This window comes from Mesorhizobium sp. M0808 (assembly GCF_040320025.1).
GTDB lineage: Bacteria > Pseudomonadota > Alphaproteobacteria > Rhizobiales > Rhizobiaceae > Mesorhizobium.
Map to the genome: position 1 here is coordinate 1 of NZ_JAMYOX010000041.1, position 19,276 is coordinate 19,276.

16 protein-coding genes are annotated in these 19,276 nt (G+C 62.8%); 6 read left to right on the top strand and 10 right to left on the bottom strand.

Annotated elements, in window-relative coordinates; all coding sequences use genetic code 11:
• Window positions 1-234: 234 nt before the first annotated feature.
• The 8 genes from nadE to NKI25_RS29945 all read right to left on the bottom strand — a co-directional run bounded on the left by nadE (window position 235) and on the right by NKI25_RS29945 (window position 11,239).
• On the bottom strand, window positions 235-1,242 hold the full coding sequence (gene nadE, locus NKI25_RS29910; protein ID WP_352708219.1) for an NAD(+) synthase: 1,008 nt from the start codon (window positions 1,240-1,242) through the stop codon (window positions 235-237).
• A complete protein-coding gene (locus NKI25_RS29915; protein ID WP_353000169.1) occupies window positions 1,239-2,801 on the bottom strand; it encodes a class I adenylate-forming enzyme family protein in 1,563 nt (520 codons plus the stop codon). Before NKI25_RS29915 ends, nadE begins: the two co-directional genes overlap by 4 nt.
• A 22-nt stretch (window positions 2,802-2,823) precedes the next feature.
• Window positions 2,824-3,087 carry an acyl carrier protein gene (locus tag NKI25_RS29920; protein WP_352449958.1) on the bottom strand — a complete coding sequence of 88 codons (264 nt, stop codon included), beginning with the start codon at window positions 3,085-3,087 and terminating at the stop codon, window positions 2,824-2,826.
• Window positions 3,088-3,106: 19 nt separating this feature from the next.
• On the bottom strand, window positions 3,107-5,044 hold the full coding sequence (asnB, locus tag NKI25_RS29925; protein WP_352829453.1) for an asparagine synthase (glutamine-hydrolyzing): 1,938 nt from the start codon (window positions 5,042-5,044) through the stop codon (window positions 3,107-3,109).
• A gap of 185 nt (window positions 5,045-5,229) precedes the next feature.
• Window positions 5,230-6,201, bottom strand: a complete 972-nt coding sequence (locus NKI25_RS29930; RefSeq protein ID WP_353000171.1) for an NAD-dependent epimerase/dehydratase family protein — start codon at window positions 6,199-6,201, stop codon at window positions 5,230-5,232.
• Between the two features lie 109 nt (window positions 6,202-6,310).
• Entirely contained in the window at window positions 6,311-9,769 is a 3,459-nt protein-coding gene (gene smc, locus NKI25_RS29935; RefSeq protein WP_353000173.1) for a chromosome segregation protein SMC, read from the bottom strand.
• Window positions 9,770-9,886: 117 nt separating this feature from the next.
• Complete coding sequence (locus NKI25_RS29940; protein ID WP_352622951.1) at window positions 9,887-10,609, bottom strand: DsbA family protein; 723 nt, start codon at window positions 10,607-10,609, stop codon at window positions 9,887-9,889.
• A 129-nt stretch (window positions 10,610-10,738) separates the two neighbouring features.
• Window positions 10,739-11,239 carry a DUF721 domain-containing protein gene (locus NKI25_RS29945; protein ID WP_023674157.1) on the bottom strand — a complete coding sequence of 167 codons (501 nt, stop codon included), beginning with the start codon at window positions 11,237-11,239 and terminating at the stop codon, window positions 10,739-10,741.
• 49 nt (window positions 11,240-11,288) lie between these two features.
• Between NKI25_RS29945 and mutY the strand changes: the two genes are divergently transcribed.
• Window positions 11,289-12,401 carry an A/G-specific adenine glycosylase gene (gene mutY / locus NKI25_RS29950; protein WP_353000176.1) on the top strand — a complete coding sequence of 371 codons (1,113 nt, stop codon included), beginning with the start codon at window positions 11,289-11,291 and terminating at the stop codon, window positions 12,399-12,401.
• A gap of 11 nt (window positions 12,402-12,412) precedes the next feature.
• Entirely contained in the window at window positions 12,413-13,024 is a 612-nt protein-coding gene (locus tag NKI25_RS29955; protein ID WP_023674155.1) for an HAD family hydrolase, read from the top strand.
• A 65-nt stretch (window positions 13,025-13,089) separates the two neighbouring features.
• Here NKI25_RS29955 and NKI25_RS29960 read toward each other — a convergent pair whose 3' ends face one another.
• Window positions 13,090-14,223 carry a site-specific DNA-methyltransferase gene (locus NKI25_RS29960; RefSeq protein ID WP_023674154.1) on the bottom strand — a complete coding sequence of 378 codons (1,134 nt, stop codon included), beginning with the start codon at window positions 14,221-14,223 and terminating at the stop codon, window positions 13,090-13,092.
• 180 nt (window positions 14,224-14,403) lie between these two features.
• On the opposite strand from NKI25_RS29960, the gene NKI25_RS29965 reads away from it, so the two are divergent.
• The gene (locus NKI25_RS29965) at window positions 14,404-15,093 is read left to right on the top strand and encodes an HAD family hydrolase (protein WP_023674153.1); all 690 of its coding nucleotides are present in this window, start codon (window positions 14,404-14,406) and stop codon (window positions 15,091-15,093) included.
• Window positions 15,094-15,131: 38 nt separating this feature from the next.
• Here the strand turns inward: NKI25_RS29965 and NKI25_RS29970 are convergent, their stop codons facing one another.
• Window positions 15,132-15,830 carry a hypothetical protein gene (locus NKI25_RS29970; RefSeq protein ID WP_023674152.1) on the bottom strand — a complete coding sequence of 233 codons (699 nt, stop codon included), beginning with the start codon at window positions 15,828-15,830 and terminating at the stop codon, window positions 15,132-15,134.
• Between the two features lie 128 nt (window positions 15,831-15,958).
• On the opposite strand from NKI25_RS29970, the gene thrC reads away from it, so the two are divergent.
• The 3 genes from thrC to NKI25_RS29985 are packed head-to-tail and all read left to right on the top strand — an operon-like array spanning window position 15,959 to window position 19,275.
• The gene (gene thrC, locus NKI25_RS29975) at window positions 15,959-17,356 is read left to right on the top strand and encodes a threonine synthase (protein WP_023674151.1); all 1,398 of its coding nucleotides are present in this window, start codon (window positions 15,959-15,961) and stop codon (window positions 17,354-17,356) included.
• Between the two features lie 14 nt (window positions 17,357-17,370).
• Entirely contained in the window at window positions 17,371-18,663 is a 1,293-nt protein-coding gene (locus NKI25_RS29980; RefSeq protein ID WP_023674150.1) for a M16 family metallopeptidase, read from the top strand.
• Window positions 18,664-18,678: 15 nt separating this feature from the next.
• Window positions 18,679-19,275 carry a GNAT family N-acetyltransferase gene (locus NKI25_RS29985; protein WP_023674149.1) on the top strand — a complete coding sequence of 199 codons (597 nt, stop codon included), beginning with the start codon at window positions 18,679-18,681 and terminating at the stop codon, window positions 19,273-19,275.
• The last annotated feature ends 1 nt before the right edge of the window (window position 19,276 follow it).

The following is a 19,276-nucleotide window of genomic DNA, read 5'->3' on the forward strand; positions in this document are numbered from 1 at the left end:
GCCGATGGCCGTCCGTCACCCCTGATCGATTAAAGCCTCACCGACGCTGCCAACAAAGCTCACGCCTCAAACCCCGCGCCCCTCCCGCGAGCGGGTTCGTTCATTGGCGCAACGTGCTCGTCTGGCAGATGAGACGAACGGCAACTTCCCGCCCATCTCGGCCATTGGCGGCAGCCTGCTGATTGAGTTTTGACCCTAAGGCGCTTTTTGGGACGTGGCCGGTCTCGAAGCAGGTCAGGTACCGAGTTCTTCGACTTCCTCGACGAGTTGCGGACGCTGGTGCAGATAACGCGTCGCCTTGCGCTTGGCGATGATATCGGCCCAGACGCGTTCCACTTGTGAGGCGGCCAACCCCGCCGCCTGCCCCACCACTTCGGCCGCCATGCCGTTGTTGAGACCGTAAAGGCAAATATCCATACGGTCATATGGAAGCGAGAAATAGAACTCCTCCTGTGTCTGCGCCAGCGAGTAGGTATCGGTGGTCGGCGGCCGGTTCCGGATTTCCTCCGGAACACCGAGATGGGGCGCCAGCGCATAGACCTGCGTTTTATAGAGGTGGGCGATCGGCTTCACGTCCGCGGCGCCGTCACCGTTCTTCACGAAGAATCCCTGATCATATTCCAGCCGGTTCGGTGTTCCAAGAACGGCGAAGTTCAGACGATCAGCATGATAGTATTCGATCTGCTTGCGGGTGCGCTGCTTCATATTGGTAGCGGCGACGACGCCGAGATAGACAGGCAACGGCATTCTCAGTTTCGTCTGCTTGCCTTCGGGATCCTGCACCACCAGCGACGAGATATTATAGCCTTGGCCCTCGAGCGCGTTCGCGATCACGATCTTCGAGGCCCAGCCTTCGCCGTATTCCGGGACCAATTCGCGGATGAAGGCGTCGCGGCGCTGGTAGCAGCCCATCGCGCGCAAGGCCGGCCCGATATCCTCCGTCACAGCCTCGACACCAAAAGTTTCGGCGACGAGGCGGCCGAGCCGCAGGCTTTCGGGATCAGAATCGCTTTCCGGCATGAACAGGCAAAGCACATTCCGCGGACCGACGGCACGTGCGGCCAACGCGACCGACACGCTCGAATCGATCCCGCCCGAAAGACCGAGCACAAGGCCCCGCTTGCGGAGCTCGCGCAACTGCTGGCGCAAGGCCGTTACGATACGGTCCGTTTCAGCGGCTGGGTCGATCGCCAGAGCCTTCGCCACAAAGGTCCGCGCGTCCTCGGTCGGGCGAACATTCATTGCGCGGCCTCCATCATCTCTGCCGCAAGCCGACGGCTGACCTTGCCGGTATCCGTCTTGGGCAGCTCGCGGCGAAACTCGACGATCTTGGGCACCATGAAGTCCTCAAGATGACGTGCACAGTGACGAACGACATCTTTTTCGCCAAGCGCTGGGTCGGACCGTACGACACATGCGCCGATCGCATGCCCAAGCACAGGATCCGGCACGCCGAAGACAACCGCTTCCGCGATGCCCGGATGAGCGTGAAGCACGGCTTCCACTTCCTTGGGCGCCACCTTCTCTCCCCGCGACTTTATGATGTCGTCCTTGCGGCCGACGAAATAAAGAAAGCCGTCCTCATCGGCCCTGAACAGATCGCCGGTGTAGAGAACCTTCTCCCAAGGGTTCGGGCCTGGGCGCAGGGTTTGTTCCGTCGCAGCTTCGTTTCGCCAATAACCCTGCATGACGTGCGGCCCGCGAATGACCAATTCACCTGCTATGCCCGGCGGCACTCGTTGCCCGTGGTCGTCGACGATAAAGGCTTCGGTGTTTGGAATGGCTATTCCGACCGACCCCGGCCGGCGGTCGAGCTCCTCGGGCGGCAGATAGGTGCAGCGCTTGCATTCCGTCAGGCCATACATCGAATAGAGCCTGACTCCGGGAAAAAGGAACCGCAAGCGTTCTATGTGAGCCGTCGGCAAGGCAGCCGCCGTGTTGGAAATATAGCGAAGGCTGGGCAGGAAGCCCGGCGCCAGATCACGCATCTGCAGGATCATCGCTGCCATCGTGGGCACGAGCGGAAGCCCGGTGACGCCTTCCTGGCGGATGCGTTCAAAGACCGCCTGGGGAAAAGCGAAGGACTTCTCGAGCACGAGCGTGGCGCCGAGCCTGACAGCCATCAGCAACTGATAGAGGCCGTAGTCGAAAGCGAGGGGCAGAACATTCAAGATGATGTCGTCGGGCGAGTTGCGCAGGTAGGTGGTGATGGAGTCGGCCGCCGCGTCACAATTGCGGTGCGTCATCATCACGCCCTTGGGCCGGCCGGTCGAGCCCGAGGTGTAGATCAACATCGCAAGATCGACGTCAACGCCGCGGTGATCAATCTCCCTGGCTTGGAGCGTCAAGCAATCCGCCAGGGATGTGGCCCCTGCCGGGCATTGGTTATCGGCAGCAACGGTGGAGGCCACGAAGATGCCGGTCTTGCCGGAGGACGTCTTGCCGGACGATCCGCACGCCTCGGCGACCACGGGCATCAGTTTTGCTTGCGTGAGGATCGCAGCTGCGTCGCAATCGGCGATGATGTAGGCCAGCTTTTCGGCCTTGGTGGATGCATTGATCGGACTGAAAGTCGCGCCTGCTTTAAGAACTGCGAAAATCGAAACCGCAGCCTCCCAGCAATTGTCCATGAAGATCAGGACCCGGTCGTCGCGACTGACGCCATTCATGAAAAGGGCGGCGGCCAGACGGCTCGAAAGATCGTCCAGCTCTTCATAGCACAGCCTTTTGTGCTCGGTGATCAATGCCGTTTTGGCTGGATGGGCAGCGGCCTTCGCCGTCAGAAAATGTTCGATCCGCACGGACCCTCCTCGCCGATGGCGCCTACGCTGCCAGCGCTTCTGCCTTTGCCTTGATGAAGGCTGAGATGCGGTCAATCGAATCCAGATTGGCCGGTACGATGTCGGCATCGACCATCGCTATGCCGAAATCATCCTCTATGAATGCCACGAGCTCCAACACGGCCGTCGAGTCGATGATGCCGTTCTCGATCAGTGATACGGAGTCTGCAAGCTCGTAGGACGTGTCCCCGAACAGGAAGTTGTCGACGATAAAGGTTTTGACCTTGTCCTTGATTGCTACCATGATTTTTCATTCCCTCGATTTCTCAGGCCGCTCGTGCTGCACCGACCTTTTCGCCAGTGAAAATCTTCTGCCACAGTTGCGTCGACAAAATGCCGACGAAAGCCGCATTGTCGCGGAATCCGGACGCTGGCTGCAAGCGGCATTTCTCGTGCAGGTTCGCCACCGCCTTGGCGTTGAATAGTCCTCCGGCGGCGATGCTCGCCTCGCTCAGTGAATCGCGTACGTAGTCCAGTTCTCCCGCTCCAACGAAGGAGCGGGCTTCCGGTGCCCGGTAAGGCTGTTTGGTGCGCTCGCGGATGGCCGTCGGAAGCAGGTGCTTGGCAGCTTTGCGCAATATGTGTTTTTCCACCAGTCCCTTCAGCTTCATCTCCGGCGGAAGTCTGGCCGCAAACTCTACCAAGCGATGGTCAAGGAAGGGGAAACGCCCTTCGATACCGTGCGCCATGGCCATGCGATCGCCCTGGCTGGAGAGGATGTAGCCTGGCAGGAGAAAGCGGGTTTCGAGATATTGCGCCTGATGCAGCGGATGCCACCGGGAAAATGCCTCAGGCAACCGGCTGGCCAGGTCCTCGGCTGCGTCATACCCCTTCAATGTCGCGCGCAGGTCACCGGAAAAGAACATCTTCGCCGCTGATGTGGTCTTGAAACGCGGCCGATGCGAGAACAGCGGATCGTCCAGGGCAGCGCTACCGGTTCCGAAGAACGCAGCCAGGTACTCCACGGACTGCTGTTGCAGGCCCGGCAGATAGGGATAAAGCTTGCGGAACAGTTGTGGCCTTATGCGCGATGCCGGCTGTCGCGCGCAGAAACGGCGAACCCGCGCTTCCTTGAAGACATCATAACCGGCAAAGACCTCGTCGGCGCCTTCGCCTGTCAGCACCACTTTCAAACCGGCCTGGCGAACGAGGCCGGACAGTTGATATAGGGGGGCCGGGGCCGTGCGGATGATCGGCCGCTCGGTAAAGCGGATGACTTCGGGAAACACACCGGCGATATCGCCGGCACGACACGCAATGGTTCGATGGCGCGTGCCAAGTGCTGACGCCATTTCGGTCTGGAAGGCGCTTTCGTCATGCTCGGCGCTGTCGAACGTCACGGAAAATGTCTGCAGCTTAAGAGGAGTCATGCCGGCCGCGAGTGCCGAAACGAGGGATGAATCGAGCCCGCCCGAAAGGTAAGAACCGACCGGCACGTCGGCGCGCATGCGAAGCCTCACCGCGTCGGTCAACAGGGCCTGCAGTTCCTCGGCCGCGTCGTCCTCATTGGTGATCTTCGATGGCGTATCCGGATACGGGTAGTCTAGGTGCCAATATGGTTTGACCGTGACTTGCCCCTGTGTCGCGATCATCACGCTTGCCGGCTCCAGCTCGTGGATGTTGCGGAAAGCCGTGCGTGGAGCGATCGGCGCCCACAGCGTAAAGATCTGGTCGAGTGCAATCGGATCGATTTCGGCCGAGACGCCGGGTATCTTCAGCAGGGCCTTTATCTCCGACGCAAAGTAGAGCACCCCGTCCTTGCTGGTGTAGAACAGCGGCCGAACACCCATGCGGTCTCTTGCAAGCACCATCCGCCGCCGCCGGTTATCCCAAATCGCGAAGGCGAAATCACCGTTCAGGAGCGACAGGCAGTCTTCGCCCATCTCGTCATACAGCTGCAGGAGAACTTCGGTATCGCTCGACGTGCGGAAGCGTCGACCTTTGGCCAGCAGCCCTTCGCGCAATTCCACGTAGTTGAAGATCTCGCCGTTGAACGCAATCGTCAAATTGCCGGTTTCGTCGGACATCGGCTGCTGGCCATCACCAATTCCAATCACCGACAGCCGCGCATGCCCAAGTCCAGCCTCGGGCGCTACGAATTTCCCTTGTTCATCCGGCCCGCGATGGGCGATCGCAGACGTCATGCGCGCAAGCAAAGCTTCCGCATCCCGGACTGAACCGAAATAGCCCCCGAATCCGCACATCCACACAGCTCATACTGAACAGCAAGCCACGAAACATAGCGGTCATAAGCGCCTCAAAGGTTAATCAGATACTTTTCAGCAAGCATGTGGTTAACAGGATGTTAGGACAAAACGATGATTTTGCGGACCGACTTGCGCCCCACTCCAGGTGTCACGCTTGAAGGCGTCACGGCGAGCGATGCAAATCACTGCTTCGAGTACGGCCGGTACCAGTCAACAAACTTCTTCAGCCCGTCCTCTATCGAAACGCTAGGCTTGAAGCCGAAATCCCGCTCCAGCGCGGTCATGTCGGCGTAAGTCTTCTCGACGTCGCTCGCCTGCATCGGCTCGTTGTGGCGGATTGCCTTGACCTTGAGCAGCCTTTCCAGAATGTCGATGAAGTCGCCCAGACGCACCGGCCGGTTGTTGCCGACATTGTAGAGCCTGCTCGGCGGAACGTCAGCCGCCGGCGGCTTGTCGAGCACGGCGACAACCGCCTTTACAACATCGTCTATGTAGGTGAAATCGCGCCACATTTCGCCATTGTTGAAGACCCGGATCGGCTTGCCCTCGAGCATCGCCTGCGTGAACATCCAATAGGCCATGTCGGGACGGCCCCGGGGACCGTAGACCGTGAAAAACCGCAGGCCGGTCTGCGGTATGCCGAACAGATGGGCGTAGGTGTGGCTCATCAACTCATCGGTTTTCTTGGTGGCAGCGTAAAGCGAAACGGGCTTGTCGACCTGATCGGCTTCGCTGAACGGCACGCTGCGGTTGCCGCCATACACCGAGCTCGACGAGGCATAGACCAGATGCTCGAATGCCGGTTCGGCGCGACAGAATTCGAGCACTTCGAGGTGGCCCATGACATTGGAGCGGATATAGAGCCGCGGATTGTCGAGTGAGTGGCGCACGCCCGCCTGCGCTGCAAGGTGCACGATCCTAACGATGCCTTGCCCGGCCAAAGCGGCTGCAAGCGCGCCCTGTTCGGCAATATCGATCTGGTGGAACGAAAAATCCTTATGGGGCAGAAGGCGGGCAAGCCGCCCCTTTTTGAGCGCCAGGTCGTAATAGTCGTTCATGTTGTCGACGCCGACGACCGCTTCTCCCCGGTCGAGCAGATGGTGGCAAACGTGGCTGCCAATGAATCCCGCGGCTCCGGTGACAAGTATAGGCAACAAGCTTCTCCACGCGCATAGCCGGGCCGGTATCTGGAGCGGCAGATCCGGCCCATTTTGTCGTGCTATAGTCGAAAGCCGAGGTGGAGACCACCATTAAGCTGATGCGTCAGCTTGCCTCGCGCATGGCTTCGGCCGCCTGCAGGTCAACCGACACCAGTTGGCTGACGCCTTGTTCGGCCATGGTCACCCCAAACAGCCGGTCCATGCGCGCCATGGTGATCGGGTTGTGTGTGATGATGACGAAGCGCGTTTCGGTGGTTGCGGCCATTTCGTCCATCAGATTGCAGAAACGCTCGACATTGTGGTCGTCGAGCGGCGCGTCGACTTCGTCGAGCACGCAGATCGGCGCCGGATTGGTCAGGAACACGGCGAAGATCAGCGACATCGCCGTCAACGCCTGCTCGCCGCCGGACAGCAGCGTCATCGTCTGCGGCTTCTTGCCGGGCGGGCGCGCCAGGATCTCGAGCCCCGCTTCGAGCGGATCGTCGGACTCGATCAGTTGCAGCTCGGCGGTGCCGCCGCCGAACAGATGCGAAAACAACCGTTGAAAATGGCCGTTGACCACCTCGAAGGCGGCGAGCAGCCGCTCGCGGCCTTCGCGGTTCAGGCTATGGATCGCCTGCCGCAGCTTGCGGATCGCCTCGATGATGTCGTCGCGCTCGGAGACGATGGTCTCCAGCCGGTCCGACAGTTCCTTCTGCTCCTCCTCGGCGCGCAGATTGACGGCACCGAGCCGTTCGCGTTCGACCTTCAGCCGGTCGAGCTGACGCTCGATCTCGGCCATTTCGGGCATCGGGCTGTCGGATTCGAGGCCGGTGTGGCGGATCACCAGATGCGGCGGCGTGTTCAGCGTTTCCTGGATGCGCGCCTCGACTTCCAGCCGACGCTCGTCGGCGGCGGTCAGCCGCTCTTCGGCGCGAACGCGGGATTCGCGCGCCTCGGCCAGCGACTGGATGGCAGCAGTCGCAGCCTTGTCCAGCTCGGACTGCCGGTTCTCCGCTTCCTGCAAGCGGTCGCCCGCTGCCTTGCGCAGGCTTTCGGCCTCGGCGAGCTGCGACAGCAGGGCGCGCCGCTTGGCGTCAATCTCGTCGGGAGCGTCGGCCAGTTGCTCGCGCTCGGCCTCGGCCTCTGCCTTGCGTTCGCCGAGCGCCGCGATCTGCGTCGAGGCGTTTTCGGCGCGCTCGACCCAGTTGCGCCGTTCAACGCTGATGGCGTCGAGCCGGCGCGCACGTGCCTCGGCTTCCCGCCTCAGGCCCTCGTGAACGGCACGCGCATCGGCAAGGGCGGCGCGGTCGCGGGCGACGTTGGCGGCCGACTGCTCGAGCTGCAATTGCAGATCGCCGAGATCGGGCGCGTCCTGCAGCAGCATTTCCGCCTCGACGAATGCCGCCGCCGTTTCCTCATGGCTGTCGACAATGCGTGCGCGCGCCTCGTCAAGTGCTGCACGCCGGCTCGACAGCTCGCCGCCGGCTTTTTCGGCCTCGGCCAGCGTATTGCGGGCAGCGTCGAGCCCGTGCTGGGCGTCGCGCCCGGCCTGTCGGGCGTTGCGTTCGGCCTCGCTCGCCTGGGCAAGCGCCTGTTCGGCCTGGGCAAGGGCTTGTTCAGCTTCGCGCAGGGTGCGCGTGGCATGGACTGCTTCGGCATCGAGCTCGGCCAGCCGGTTTTTCTGCGCCAGCCGCTGCGCGGCGGCGGTCGGGGCATCGGCGCTGGCGGTGAAGCCGTCCCAACGCCAGAGCGCGCCTTCGCGGCTGACTAGCCGTTGACCGGGAGCAAGCAGCGTCTGCAGCCGTCTTCCGTCGGCGGCTTCGACAATGCCGATCTGGGCCAGCCTGCGGGCCAGCTGTGCCGGCGCACGCACAACGCTGGCGAGGCTCCTTATGCCTTCGGGCAATGCGGCGTCGGCAGGCTGGATTTCGCTCTGGCCCCAATGTACCGGCGCACTGCGGTCGAGCGGCACGTCGAGATCTTCGCCAAGCGCGGCACCCAGCGCCGTCTCGTAGCCGCGCTCGACGCTGATCTGCTCCAGCACCGAGGGAAATAGATCGCCGCTGGCGGCGTTGAGGATCTTGGCCAGCGTGCGGGCCTCGGTTTCGATCCGCGCCAGCTCGGCCTTTGCGTCCTGAACCGGTGGGCGGCCAGCACTTTCGCCTGCACGCGCCTCGGCGACCGCCTGTTCGGCGGCAATGGCGGCTGCCTCAGCCTTTTCGAGCAGCGCCAGCGCCTGATCGACCAGCAGCCGCTTCTCGGCGGGATCGGGCAGGCCGGCGACTCTGGAGACGATCTCCGACAGTTCGCGGTCGACATCGGCAAGCTGGCGGGCAAAGCGGTCGCGGCGCTCAGCGGTGTCGCGCAGCGTCCGTTCGATCTGGTTGCGCGAGGCGGCAGCCTCCGCCCGTTCGGCGGTCAGCGCGGCGAGCCTGGCCTCGCTCGAGGCAAGCGTCGATGCCGCCTGCTCGAAAGCCGCGCGGGTGCTGGCCTCGCGCTCGGCGGCGCCGGCGTTTTCGGCGTTGAGCGCGGCTTCTTCGGCGGCGAGGCGTTCGAGGATATCCGCATTGTCGCGGACCATGCGCTCCTCGCGGGCAAGGTCGCCATCGAGCTGTTGCAGTCGGCGGTCGAGCTCAGCCTGGCGGGCGCGGATGCGGCCTGCCTCTTCCTCGATCTGCGCCTTGGCGATCGATAGACGCTGGAAGGCGGCGGCGGCAGCGGCTTCCGCATCGCGCAGGTCCGGCAGCCGGTGGGCGTTGATGCCTTGTTCCCTGGCGGCAGCCATCTGGGCGGCGGCACGGTCGCCGACCAGCGCGGTGGCAATCGCCAGCGCCGAACGCGCTTCGCCTTCCTGCGTCTTGGCCAGCGTCCAGCGCAGATGCAGCAGCGTCGCTTCGGCCTTGCGGATGTCGGCCGACAGGTTCTTGAAGCGCGAGGCCTGGCGGGCCTGGCGTTTCAGGCTTTCGATCTGACCCTCCAGCTCGCCGACGACGTCGTCCAGCCTTTCGAGGTTCTGTTCCGCCGCCTTCAGCCGCAGCTCGGCTTCGTGGCGCCGTGTGTGCAAGCCGGAAATGCCGGCCGCCTCCTCCAGCAGCGCGCGGCGCGCCTGCGGCTTTGCCTGGATCAGCTCGCCGATGCGGCCCTGGCCGACCATCGAGGGCGAGCGGGCGCCGGTCGACTGGTCAGCGAACAGCAGCTGAACGTCCTTGGCGCGAGCCTCCTTGCCGTTGATGCGGTAGAGCGAGCCGGCCTCGCGCTCGATGCGGCGCGAGACCTGCAATTCGTCGGCGTCGTTGAAGGCGGACGGCGCGGTGCGGTCGCTATTGTCGAGGAACAGCGTGACTTCGGCGGTGTTGCGGGCCGGACGCGTTCCCGAGCCGGAAAAGATGACGTCGTCCATGCCGGACGCACGCATGTTCTTGTAGGAGCTTTCGCCCATGACCCAGCGCAGCGCCTCGACCAGGTTCGACTTGCCGCAGCCGTTCGGCCCGACGATGCCGGTCAGACCGCGTTCGATGACGAACTCGCCGGGTTCGACGAAGGATTTGAAGCCGAGGAGGCGAAGGCGCGAGAACTTCATTCGCGCCGGCCCATAGCCAAGTTTCGCAAAACTGTGCCGCTGTTTTGCAAGGAGAACCCGCGGCAAGACAAAGTAGTGCGCACGCCGAAGCTACGCCGCTTCGGCGCTGCCGAAACGTCAGAGCAGCGGGTCGATGATGGCCGACATTTCCGCAATCGACATCGCCCCTTTGTAGGTCTTTCCGTTGATGAAAAAGGTCGGTGTGGAATCGACCTTGAATTCGTCGGCGCCGCGCTTCTGGACAGATCTCACATCGTCCAGAAGTTTCTGGTCCGTCAAGCAGGCCTCGAAGGACTCCTGTGTAAAACCGGCAAGCTTGGCGATTTGCAGCAGCGCGTCCTTGGTATTGTTCACACCAACCCAGTTCGCCTGCTGCCTGAACAGCACGTCGACCATCGGGAAATAGTTGTCCTTGGAGCAGCGCGCCAGCATGAAACCGGCCTCGGCGCTGGGATCGAACGGAAACTCGCGCAGTATGTAACGGGCCTTGCCGGTGTCGATATATTTCGTCTTCAGCTCCGGAAAAGTGGTCTCGGCGAAATGCGCGCAATGCGGGCAGGTCATCGATGCATATTCGACGATAGTGACCTTTGCATCGTCCTTGCCGAGCTGCATGTCGGGCAATGCGCCGGGCTTCAGCAGTGCCGCCATATCGACCGTGCCCTGAGCCTCCGGCGCCGCGGCGGCCGGAGCGGCCGGCTTCGCAGGTTCCGGAGCCGCAGGCTTCACATCCTGCGCCTCGGCTTTCTCGCCCGAGTCGCTGCAGGCGGCAAGCAGCGCCACCGCTGGTATTGCGGCCAGCGAAGTCAAAAGGTTTCTGCGGGACAAGGAACGGATCATACGAATCACCTGGCAATAGTTGGATTTTGCAATGCAAAGTCTACAAAAAGCGAGAGTTGGCGCGAATTAAGGCATTACCGTCCCTATTCCAATCGCCATATCGGGGCATACCATCACGATAGCGCGAGATCACGGTTTCTTTTGACCGAGAATGGTGGCGCCAAGCCGCTCCAGCGAGGCGCGCAGCCCGCCGTCCTCGATCAAACCAACGGTGCCCGACAGCTTCGCTTTCTCGGCCGCAGTCAGCGGCCGCAAACTGGGTTTCGGCTTGTCCTTGCCCGCCATTACCGGCTTCTGCACGATCCTGATCCGGCCGATCGCATTGAAACCGAGGAAGGCATTGACCCGGTTGATGATCTCGCCGGTCTCGTGCTGCAGATGCAGTGCCGCTACACCCTCGCAGGCAATCACCAGCACCGCCGGTTCGAAAGGATCGTCCTCATGCATGCGGCGCGGCCACTGGATCTTTTCCGGGCGCGAGCGGCCGGCAAGCCGCGGCCCGGCAATTTCTTCCCATGACTGGACCAGTCCGATCGACATACCGGCCCGCTTGCGCAGCACCGGGTCGAGGATCTCGGTTGCGAGATCGCTCACCGGAACGGGATTGCCGAAGGGCCTTTTCCCTGCCATGTGCGTTCTCCAGCTTCAGCACCAATGGATTAGGGCCGACCCTCGATCAATGGCACTGCACGACCAGACCCGCAAGGCCGTATCCGGAGACAATGTCGAGATCGCCTCCCGGCTGCTTGGCTGGTACGACGCGCATCACCGCGACCTGCCCTGGCGCGTTTCGCCGCGCGCGCTGGCGGGCGGGGCGCGGCCCGATCCCTATCTGGTCTGGCTTTCCGAGGTGATGCTGCAGCAAACCACGGTCGAGGCGGTAAAATCCTATTTTCAGGCGTTCATGCAGAAATGGCCAACGGTCCAGGCGCTGGCGGCGGCACCGACCCAAGACGTCATGAAGGCCTGGGCCGGGCTCGGCTATTATTCCCGCGCCCGTAACCTCAAAGCCTGTGCCGATCTCGTCGCGCGGCAAGGCGGCCGCTTTCCGGACAGCGAGTCCGGCTTGAAGGAACTGCCCGGCATCGGCGCCTATACGGCGGCGGCGATCGCAGCGATCGCCTTCGACCGACCAGCCGCGGTCGTCGACGGCAATGTCGAACGGGTCGTCTCACGGCTGTTTTCGATCGCCACGCCGCTGGGCGAAGCCAAGGGCGAGATACGCGGCCAGGTCGAACGCATGGTTCCCCTGACAAGGCCCGGCGACTTCGCGCAGGCGATGATGGACCTGGGCGCGACGATCTGCACGCCGCGCCGGCCCCGCTGCATTCTGTGCCCCGTTCGCGTGGACTGCAGCGCCACGACCTCGGGCGACCCCGAACGCTTTCCGGTCCGCCTGCCCAAGGCCGAAAGACCCTTACGCCGCGGTGCCGCCTTCGTTGCCGTCAGGTGCGACGGCGCCATCCTTCTGCGCAAGCGCGCGGACAAAGGCCTGCTCGGCGGCATGACTGAGGTGCCGACGACCGGCTGGACGGCGCGCATAGACGGCGCCACCACGGAAGCGGCGGCCCCGCTCCCCGGCAACTGGCAGCAGGCCGGACGCATCGGCCATATCTTTACCCATTTTGCGCTTGAACTCGACGTGTTCAAGGCGGAGACCGACGTTGCCGCCCCGGTCGGGCATTTCTGGTCGCTGGCGCATGAAATTTCCGGGGAAGCGCTGCCGAGCGTCATGAAAAAGGTAATCGAAGCGGCGATGCCGGGCGCGACGAAAAAGCAGCGGCCGCGTTGAAAGAGAGAAGAATGACTGAAATCCGCCACATCGTTTTCGACATCGGCAAAGTGCTGATCCACTATGATCCGGACCTGCCCTTCAGTCGCTTGATCCCCGATCCCGACGAACGGAAATGGTTCTTCGACAATGTCTGCACGCATGATTGGAACATCGAGCAGGATCGCGGCCGCAGTTGGGAAGAGGCCGAAGCGCTGGCGATCGCGCAATATCCCGAGCACGCCGAAAATATCCGCAATTTCCGCCGGCACTGGCACGAGATGGTGCCTCACGCCTATGAGGACAGCGTCGCCATCATGATCGGCCTGATCGACAGCGGCCATGACGTGACGATGCTCACCAATTTCGCTGCGGATACGCTCGCCGAGGCCCGCGAGCGCTTCGATTTCCTCAATCGGCCGCGCGGCGTCACCGTTTCCGGCGACATCCGCCAGATCAAGCCGGATCGCGCCATCTATGACCACCACGTCGCCGCGTTCAGCCTCGAACCGTCAGCGACGCTGTTCATCGACGACAGCCAGAAGAACGTCGACGGCGCCAAGGCGGCGGGCTGGCAGTCGGTGCTGTTCACCGATGCAAAGACGCTCAGGGCGGACCTTGAGCGGCTTGGGATCAAAGTGTGATTTGAATCGGTTCCAGGAGTTGGTTGAGCCTTCGCATTAACCGATCTGTCGCAACTCGGAAGCCGTCAGGCGCCCGCCCGCTCCATGCCTAGCCGAGCAATGCGGCGAAGCTCGTCGATCGGGGTCAGGCCGCCGCTGCGCTCATAATGCCAGAAGGTCCATCCGTTGCAGGCGTCCAGCCCCTGCACCTCGGCGCCGATCTTGTGGATCGACCCGGCACTGTCGCCGATCGCCAGCGTGCCGTCGGCGCGCACTTTTGCCGCCCAGCGCTTCTTGGCGTCGTAAAGCGTGGCGCCTGGCGCCACCAGGCCATTGTCGAGAAGCGTGACGAAGGCGACGCGCGGCTCAGCGCGCTTGCCGGTCAGTACCGTCAAATTGGCGCCTTCCAGCGGCCGGACCGCATCGATACGTTCCATGGCGGCATCGATATAGGTTTGTTCGCGCTCGATGCCGACGAAGTGGCGGCCAAGCCGCTTGGCCACAGCCCCGGTGGTACCTGAGCCGAAGAACGGGTCGAGCACGATGTCGCCCGGCCTGGTCGATGCCGTCATGACGCGGGCAAGCAACGCTTCCGGCTTCTGCGTCGGATGCAATTTGTCACCATTGTCGTTCTTCAGGCGCTCGCCGCCGGTGCAGATCGGAAACAGCCAGTCCGAGCGCATCTGGACGTCGTCGTTCGATGCCTTCAGCGCCTCGTAGTTGAAAGTGTAGCCCTTGCCCTTCTGGTCGCGCGATGCCCAGATCATCGTCTCATGCGCGTTCTGGAAACGGCGGCCACGGAAATTGGGCATTGGATTGGTCTTGCGCCAGACGACGTCGTTGAGGATCCAGAAGCCCAGGTCCTGCATCTTTGCCCCGACCCTGAAAATATTGTGGTAGGAGCCGATAACCCAGATCGTGCCGTTGGGCTTCAACACACGGCGCGCCGCCAGCAGCCAGGCGCGGGTGAAGGCGTCGTAGGCCTCAAAACTGTCGAACTGGTCCCAATGGTCGTCGACGGCATCGACCTTGGATTGGTCGGGCCGGTGCAGATCGCCATCGAGCTGCAAATTATAGGGCGGATCGGCGAAGATCACGTCGATCGACTTTTCCGGCAGCCGTTCGAGCGCGGCGACGCAGTCGCCCTTCAGGATCGTATCCAGCCACTCGGATTGCTGGGGAGCATCGGAAAGCTCGTCGAGAAGACGCACGGCAGACATTGTGACACCCAAGGCACGCGTTACTGTTTACTGTCCGTTATGGTTACCGATCAGCGTAAATATTCAGTGAAGCAGCCCGCCGAATTTGCGAAGCCCGGCCTGTTGGTGTATGCCGCGCCGCCTGAGCCGTTTGGACCAAAGGGCCCTCGGCATTCCCCTCATCCCGCTTTCCGGATCACCATGCCCCAGCCAGACCTTGTCATCTTCGATTGCGACGGCGTGCTCGTCGATTCCGAAATCATCGCCGCGCGGATCGATGCCGAGCTGTTGACCTCGGCCGGCTACGAGATATCGGCCGAGGAGATTTCCGAGGTCTATGCCGGGTTGACTTTCAAGGACATCATGATGCGGGTCGAGGAAAAGTCCCGGATCCCGTTCCAGGCCTCGCTGATCGACAAGGAGGAACAGCTGGTCGATCGTCGGCTGCGCAGCGACGTGCGTGCCATCGACGGGGCGCACGAGGCTGTCGCCGCGGTAGCAGTGCCGCGCTGCGTCTGTTCGAATTCGCGTTCGGAGCGAATCGAATTCATGCTGGAGAAGGTGCAGCTTTTGCCGTTCTTTGCCGGCCGTATCTTTTCCTCGCTGGAAACCCCGACCGGGAAATCCAAGCCGGCGCCGGACGTGTTTCGGTTCGCCGCGGAAAAGCTCAAGGCCGATCCTGCGAACACCTTTGTCATCGAGGATTCGGTGCATGGCGTCACCGGCGCCAAGACGGCGGGAATGCGCGTCATCGGCTTCACCGGCGCGGCGCATAGCTATCCCGGCCACGCCGATGCGCTGACCGAGGCCGGCGCGGAAACGGTCATCCGCCGCTGGGCGGAACTGAAAAGCGTGATCGCCGCGCTGTCGGAATGGTCGGCGGACGCCTGAGAGGCCGCCTCCAACCGCCGTGGCGCGAATGCAGCGGCTCAGTTGGTCGCGGCGGCTTTCTTCTTCCTCGGCTTGTCTGTCGCTACTTTCGGAGCGCCCTCGTCATACCCGGCATATGCCTGGTAGTCCTTCGCCGTCGGCTCCGGAACGACGACGTTGGAATCGGTGAAGACGAACTGCGTGGCACTCGAAGGATCGGTAACCTGGACCTGATAGGAGTGAAGCTGCGAATAGAGAACTTCGGTGCCGTGCATCACCGCGATGCGGATCGGCATGGTGATGGTGCCGGGGGTGAACATCGGGCCAGGCACGACCTTGCCGGCGACGGCTATCTTCATCGACAAGGAGCCGTTGGCGCGGCTGCAGTCGCGGGTCACATCGGTGATCGAAGCCTGATAGATGATCTTGGCGGAATCGTCCGGCTGATCGGCGCCAGCCGCGTCCGCTGCCGGCTGGGCGGCTTCCTCGGCGGCAACATCGGTTTTTTTCTTCGGCTTCGGACCGCTCTTGGCGTAGGTATTGAAGAAGGCAGTGCCGTCACGCAACGTCACTTTCGGGCAATAGGCCTGCAGCTGGCTGGAAAGCACCTTGGGATCGGGTGGCGGTGGCGGTGTCGTATCCTTTTTGCCGAAGCCGAGAATTCCATTGTCGCTCGATTGGCAACCTGCGGCGGCAAGCATAAAGCCGGCGAGCGCCAGACCCGCGACAAAACGACCGTTGAATGAATGAAACGCCATGAACTGCACTTCCCTCTCGCAAAGCCGGTGACGTATATCAACCGCGCGGCAAAAATGCGACTGAGCCTGCGCAGAAATCCACCACCTCGCGGCGGGCGAAAATTCCCGGCAGCAATGGAAACGTGACGATGCAATATGTGAGTACCCGCGGGGAAGCGCCCGCGCTTGGATTTTCCGACGCGGTGCTGGCCGGACTGGCGCGCGACGGCGGGCTCTACCTGCCGAGCGCCTGGCCGCATTTTTCCGCAGCCGAGATCCGCGCCATGCGCGGCCTTGCCTATCCCGATCTTGCCATCCGTGTGCTGTCGCCGTTCCTCGGCGGCGAGATCGCGGCGCCGGTGTTCGAACGGCTGGTGCGCGAAGCCTATGCGACCTTCCGCCATGAGGCCGTCTGCCCGCTCGTGCAGACCGGGCCGAACAGCTTCGTGCTCGAGCTGTTCCACGGCCCGACGCTCGCGTTCAAGGACGTGGCGATGCAGCTTCTTGCGCGGCTGATGGACCATGTGCTGGCCGAGCGCGACCAGCGCGCCACCATTGTCGGTGCCACCTCCGGCGACACCGGAGGGGCCGCCATCGATGCCTTTGCCGGGCGCAACCGCACCGACATCTTCGTGCTTTTCCCGCACGGCCGCGTCTCGCCGGTACAGCAGCGGCAGATGACGACCTCGACCGCCGCAAACGTCCATGCGTTGGCGATCGAAGGCAATTTCGACGACTGCCAGGGCCTGGTAAAGGCCATGTTCAACGACCACGGTTTTCGCGACCGGGTATCGCTGTCCGGCGTCAACTCGATCAACTGGGCCCGCATCATGGCCCAGATCGTCTATTATTTCTCGTCCGGCCTGTCGCTCGGCGCGCCCGACAGGCCGGTTTCCTTCACCGTGCCGACCGGCAATTTCGGCGACATCTTCGCCGGCTATGCCGCCAAGAAGATGGGGCTGCCGATCGAACGGCTGATCATCGCCACCAACGACAACGATATTCTGGCGCGCACGCTGGCGACCGGCGAATACCGCATGAAGGGGGTCTTTTCGACCACGTCGCCCTCGATGGACATCCAGGTGTCTTCGAACTTCGAACGCTTGCTGTTCGAGGCGTCCGGCCGCGATGCCTCGACCGTGCGGCGCTACATGGACGGGCTCAAGCAGTCCGGCGCCTTCACCATCGAGGCCGGGGAAATCGCCAGGATCCGCTCCGAATTCGACGCCGGCCGCGCCACCATGGACGAGGTCGCCGCCACCATCCGCACCACACTTGCGGCGAGCGGCTATCTGCTCGACCCGCATACGGCCGCGGCCGTGCATGTGGCCGCCGGCAAGGCTGCGGGTGAGGTGCCGATGGTGGTGCTGGGCACTGCGCACCCGGCAAAGTTTCCCGCCGCCGTCGAAGCCGCCAGCGGCGTGTCGCCTGCCCTGCCTGCATGGCTAGGCGGGTTGATGAGCGCCGAGGAAAAATACACGGTACTTCCATCCGACCTGAAAATGGTGGAAGATTATCTCGGCCGCCACACGCGGGCGGCGCGTTAGGGAGTAATTGCCATATGGGTGTTGAGGTAAGCCGTCTGTCGAACGGCCTGACAGTCGCCACCGAAACCCTTCCAAGCCTCGAATCTGTTGCCCTTGGCGCCTGGGTCAAGTCGGGCGCACGCAACGAGCGTGACGAAGAGCACGGAATGGCGCACTTGCTCGAGCACATGGCTTTCAAGGGCACCAGGCGGCGAAGCGCCTTCGAGATTGCCTCGGAGATCGAGGACGTCGGCGGCGAGATCAATGCCGCCACCAGCGTCGAGACGACCTCCTATTATGCAAGGGTTCTGAGCGACGACGTGCCGCTGGCCGTCGATATCCTTTCCGACATCCTGCAGGAATCCGAATTCGATCCGCAGGAGTTGGAACGAGAGCAGCATGTGATTCTGCAGGAGATCGGCGCCGCGCACGATACGCCCGACGACGTCGTTTTCGATCACTTTACCGAGACCGCCTTCCGCCACCAGACTATCGGCCGCTCGATTCTTGGCACGCCGGAAACCGTCAAATCCTTCACTTCGAAGCAGCTGCACGACTTCATCGAACGACAGTACGGTGCCGAGAACATGGTGATGGTGGCGGCCGGCGATATCAAGCACGACGATTTCGTGCGGGAAGTCGAAAAGCGTCTCGGCAGCTTCCGCGGCAAGGCCGACGGCACCATCCCGCAATATGCGCAGTATGTCGGCGGCGATTTTCGCGAGGACCGCGACCTGATGGACGCCCAGATCGTGCTGGGTTTCGAGGGCCGCGCCTATCACGTCCGCGATTTCTATGCCTCCCAGGTCCTGTCGATGATCCTGGGCGGCGGCATGTCGTCGCGACTTTTCCAGGAAGTCCGCGAAAAACGCGGCCTGTGCTATTCGGTCTATGCCTTCCATTGGGGTTTTTCCGACACCGGCGTCTTCGGGGTCCATGCGGCGACCGGACAAAGCGATATTGCCGAGCTGGTGCCTGTGATCATTGACGAGCTGCAAAAGGCCGGTGAAAACATCCTGCAGGAGGAGCTTGACCGGGCGCGTGCCCAATACCGCGCCGGGCTGATCATGTCGGCCGAGAGCCCGGCCAGCCGCGCCTCGCAGATCGCCAGGCAGTTGCTTCTGTTCGGCAGGCCGATCGCCAAGGAAGAGCTGATGGAGCGGCTGGCGGCGTTGACTGTCGAGCGGCTGACGGATCTGTCGTCCCGGCTTTTTTCGACCAAGCCGACGCTTACAGCCGTCGGGCCGGTGGGTACGCTCGCGCCCTATGAGGCAATCCTCGATTCGCTTTCGGGCACGCAGACCACTGCCCGTAAGCTTGCCGTCTAAGCCTATTCGAGCGTCGTGTTCGCGCTCCCTTTCTTTCGCCGCGACCTGCCGGCACTGAAGGGCGAGCTTGTCACGCTGCGCGTACCGCTGACCAACGACTATCGCGAGTGGTCGGTGCTGCGCAGTGAAAGCCGCGCTTTTCTTGAGCCGTGGGAGCCGCGATGGACCCCTGACGAACTCGACCGCACGGCGTGGCGGCATCGTATCGGGCGCTACCGCGAGGACTACGCGCAGGGGACGGCGATCGCCTTCTTCATCTTCGAGAAAAGCAGCGGCAGGCTGGCCGGCGGTATCACCCTCGGCAATATCCGCCACGGGGTCGCCCAAAGCGGCCATATCGGCTACTGGATCGGCGAGCGCTTCAGCGGACGCGGCCTGATGACCGATGCCGTCAAGGTGGTGACGCGTTTCGCCTTCGAAACGCTGCGATTGCACCGGATCGAAGCTGCCTGTATTCCCGACAACGCCCGGTCGATCCGCGTGCTTGAAAAAGCCGGATTCCGGCGCGAAGGACTGCTACGATCCTATCTCAGGATCAACGGCATCTGGCAGGACCATTACCTATACGCCCGAATCGCGGACGATCCGCCGGGCGTTGGAACAAAGGACTGAT

Coding starts and splice junctions, on each gene's coding strand:
- nadE (WP_352708219.1), bottom strand. CDS start 1,242: ATGAATGTTCGCCCGACCGAGGACGCGCGGACCTTTGTGGCGAAGGCT.
- asnB (WP_352829453.1), bottom strand. CDS start 5,044: ATGTGCGGATTCGGGGGCTATTTCGGTTCAGTCCGGGATGCGGAAGCT.
- smc (WP_353000173.1), bottom strand. CDS start 9,769: ATGAAGTTCTCGCGCCTTCGCCTCCTCGGCTTCAAATCCTTCGTCGAA.
- NKI25_RS29940 (WP_352622951.1), bottom strand. CDS start 10,609: ATGATCCGTTCCTTGTCCCGCAGAAACCTTTTGACTTCGCTGGCCGCA.
- NKI25_RS29945 (WP_023674157.1), bottom strand. CDS start 11,239: ATGGCAGGGAAAAGGCCCTTCGGCAATCCCGTTCCGGTGAGCGATCTC.
- mutY (WP_353000176.1), top strand. CDS start 11,289: ATGGCACTGCACGACCAGACCCGCAAGGCCGTATCCGGAGACAATGTC.
- NKI25_RS29955 (WP_023674155.1), top strand. CDS start 12,413: ATGACTGAAATCCGCCACATCGTTTTCGACATCGGCAAAGTGCTGATC.
- NKI25_RS29960 (WP_023674154.1), bottom strand. CDS start 14,223: ATGTCTGCCGTGCGTCTTCTCGACGAGCTTTCCGATGCTCCCCAGCAA.
- NKI25_RS29965 (WP_023674153.1), top strand. CDS start 14,404: ATGCCCCAGCCAGACCTTGTCATCTTCGATTGCGACGGCGTGCTCGTC.
- NKI25_RS29970 (WP_023674152.1), bottom strand. CDS start 15,830: ATGGCGTTTCATTCATTCAACGGTCGTTTTGTCGCGGGTCTGGCGCTC.
- thrC (WP_023674151.1), top strand. CDS start 15,959: ATGCAATATGTGAGTACCCGCGGGGAAGCGCCCGCGCTTGGATTTTCC.
- NKI25_RS29980 (WP_023674150.1), top strand. CDS start 17,371: ATGGGTGTTGAGGTAAGCCGTCTGTCGAACGGCCTGACAGTCGCCACC.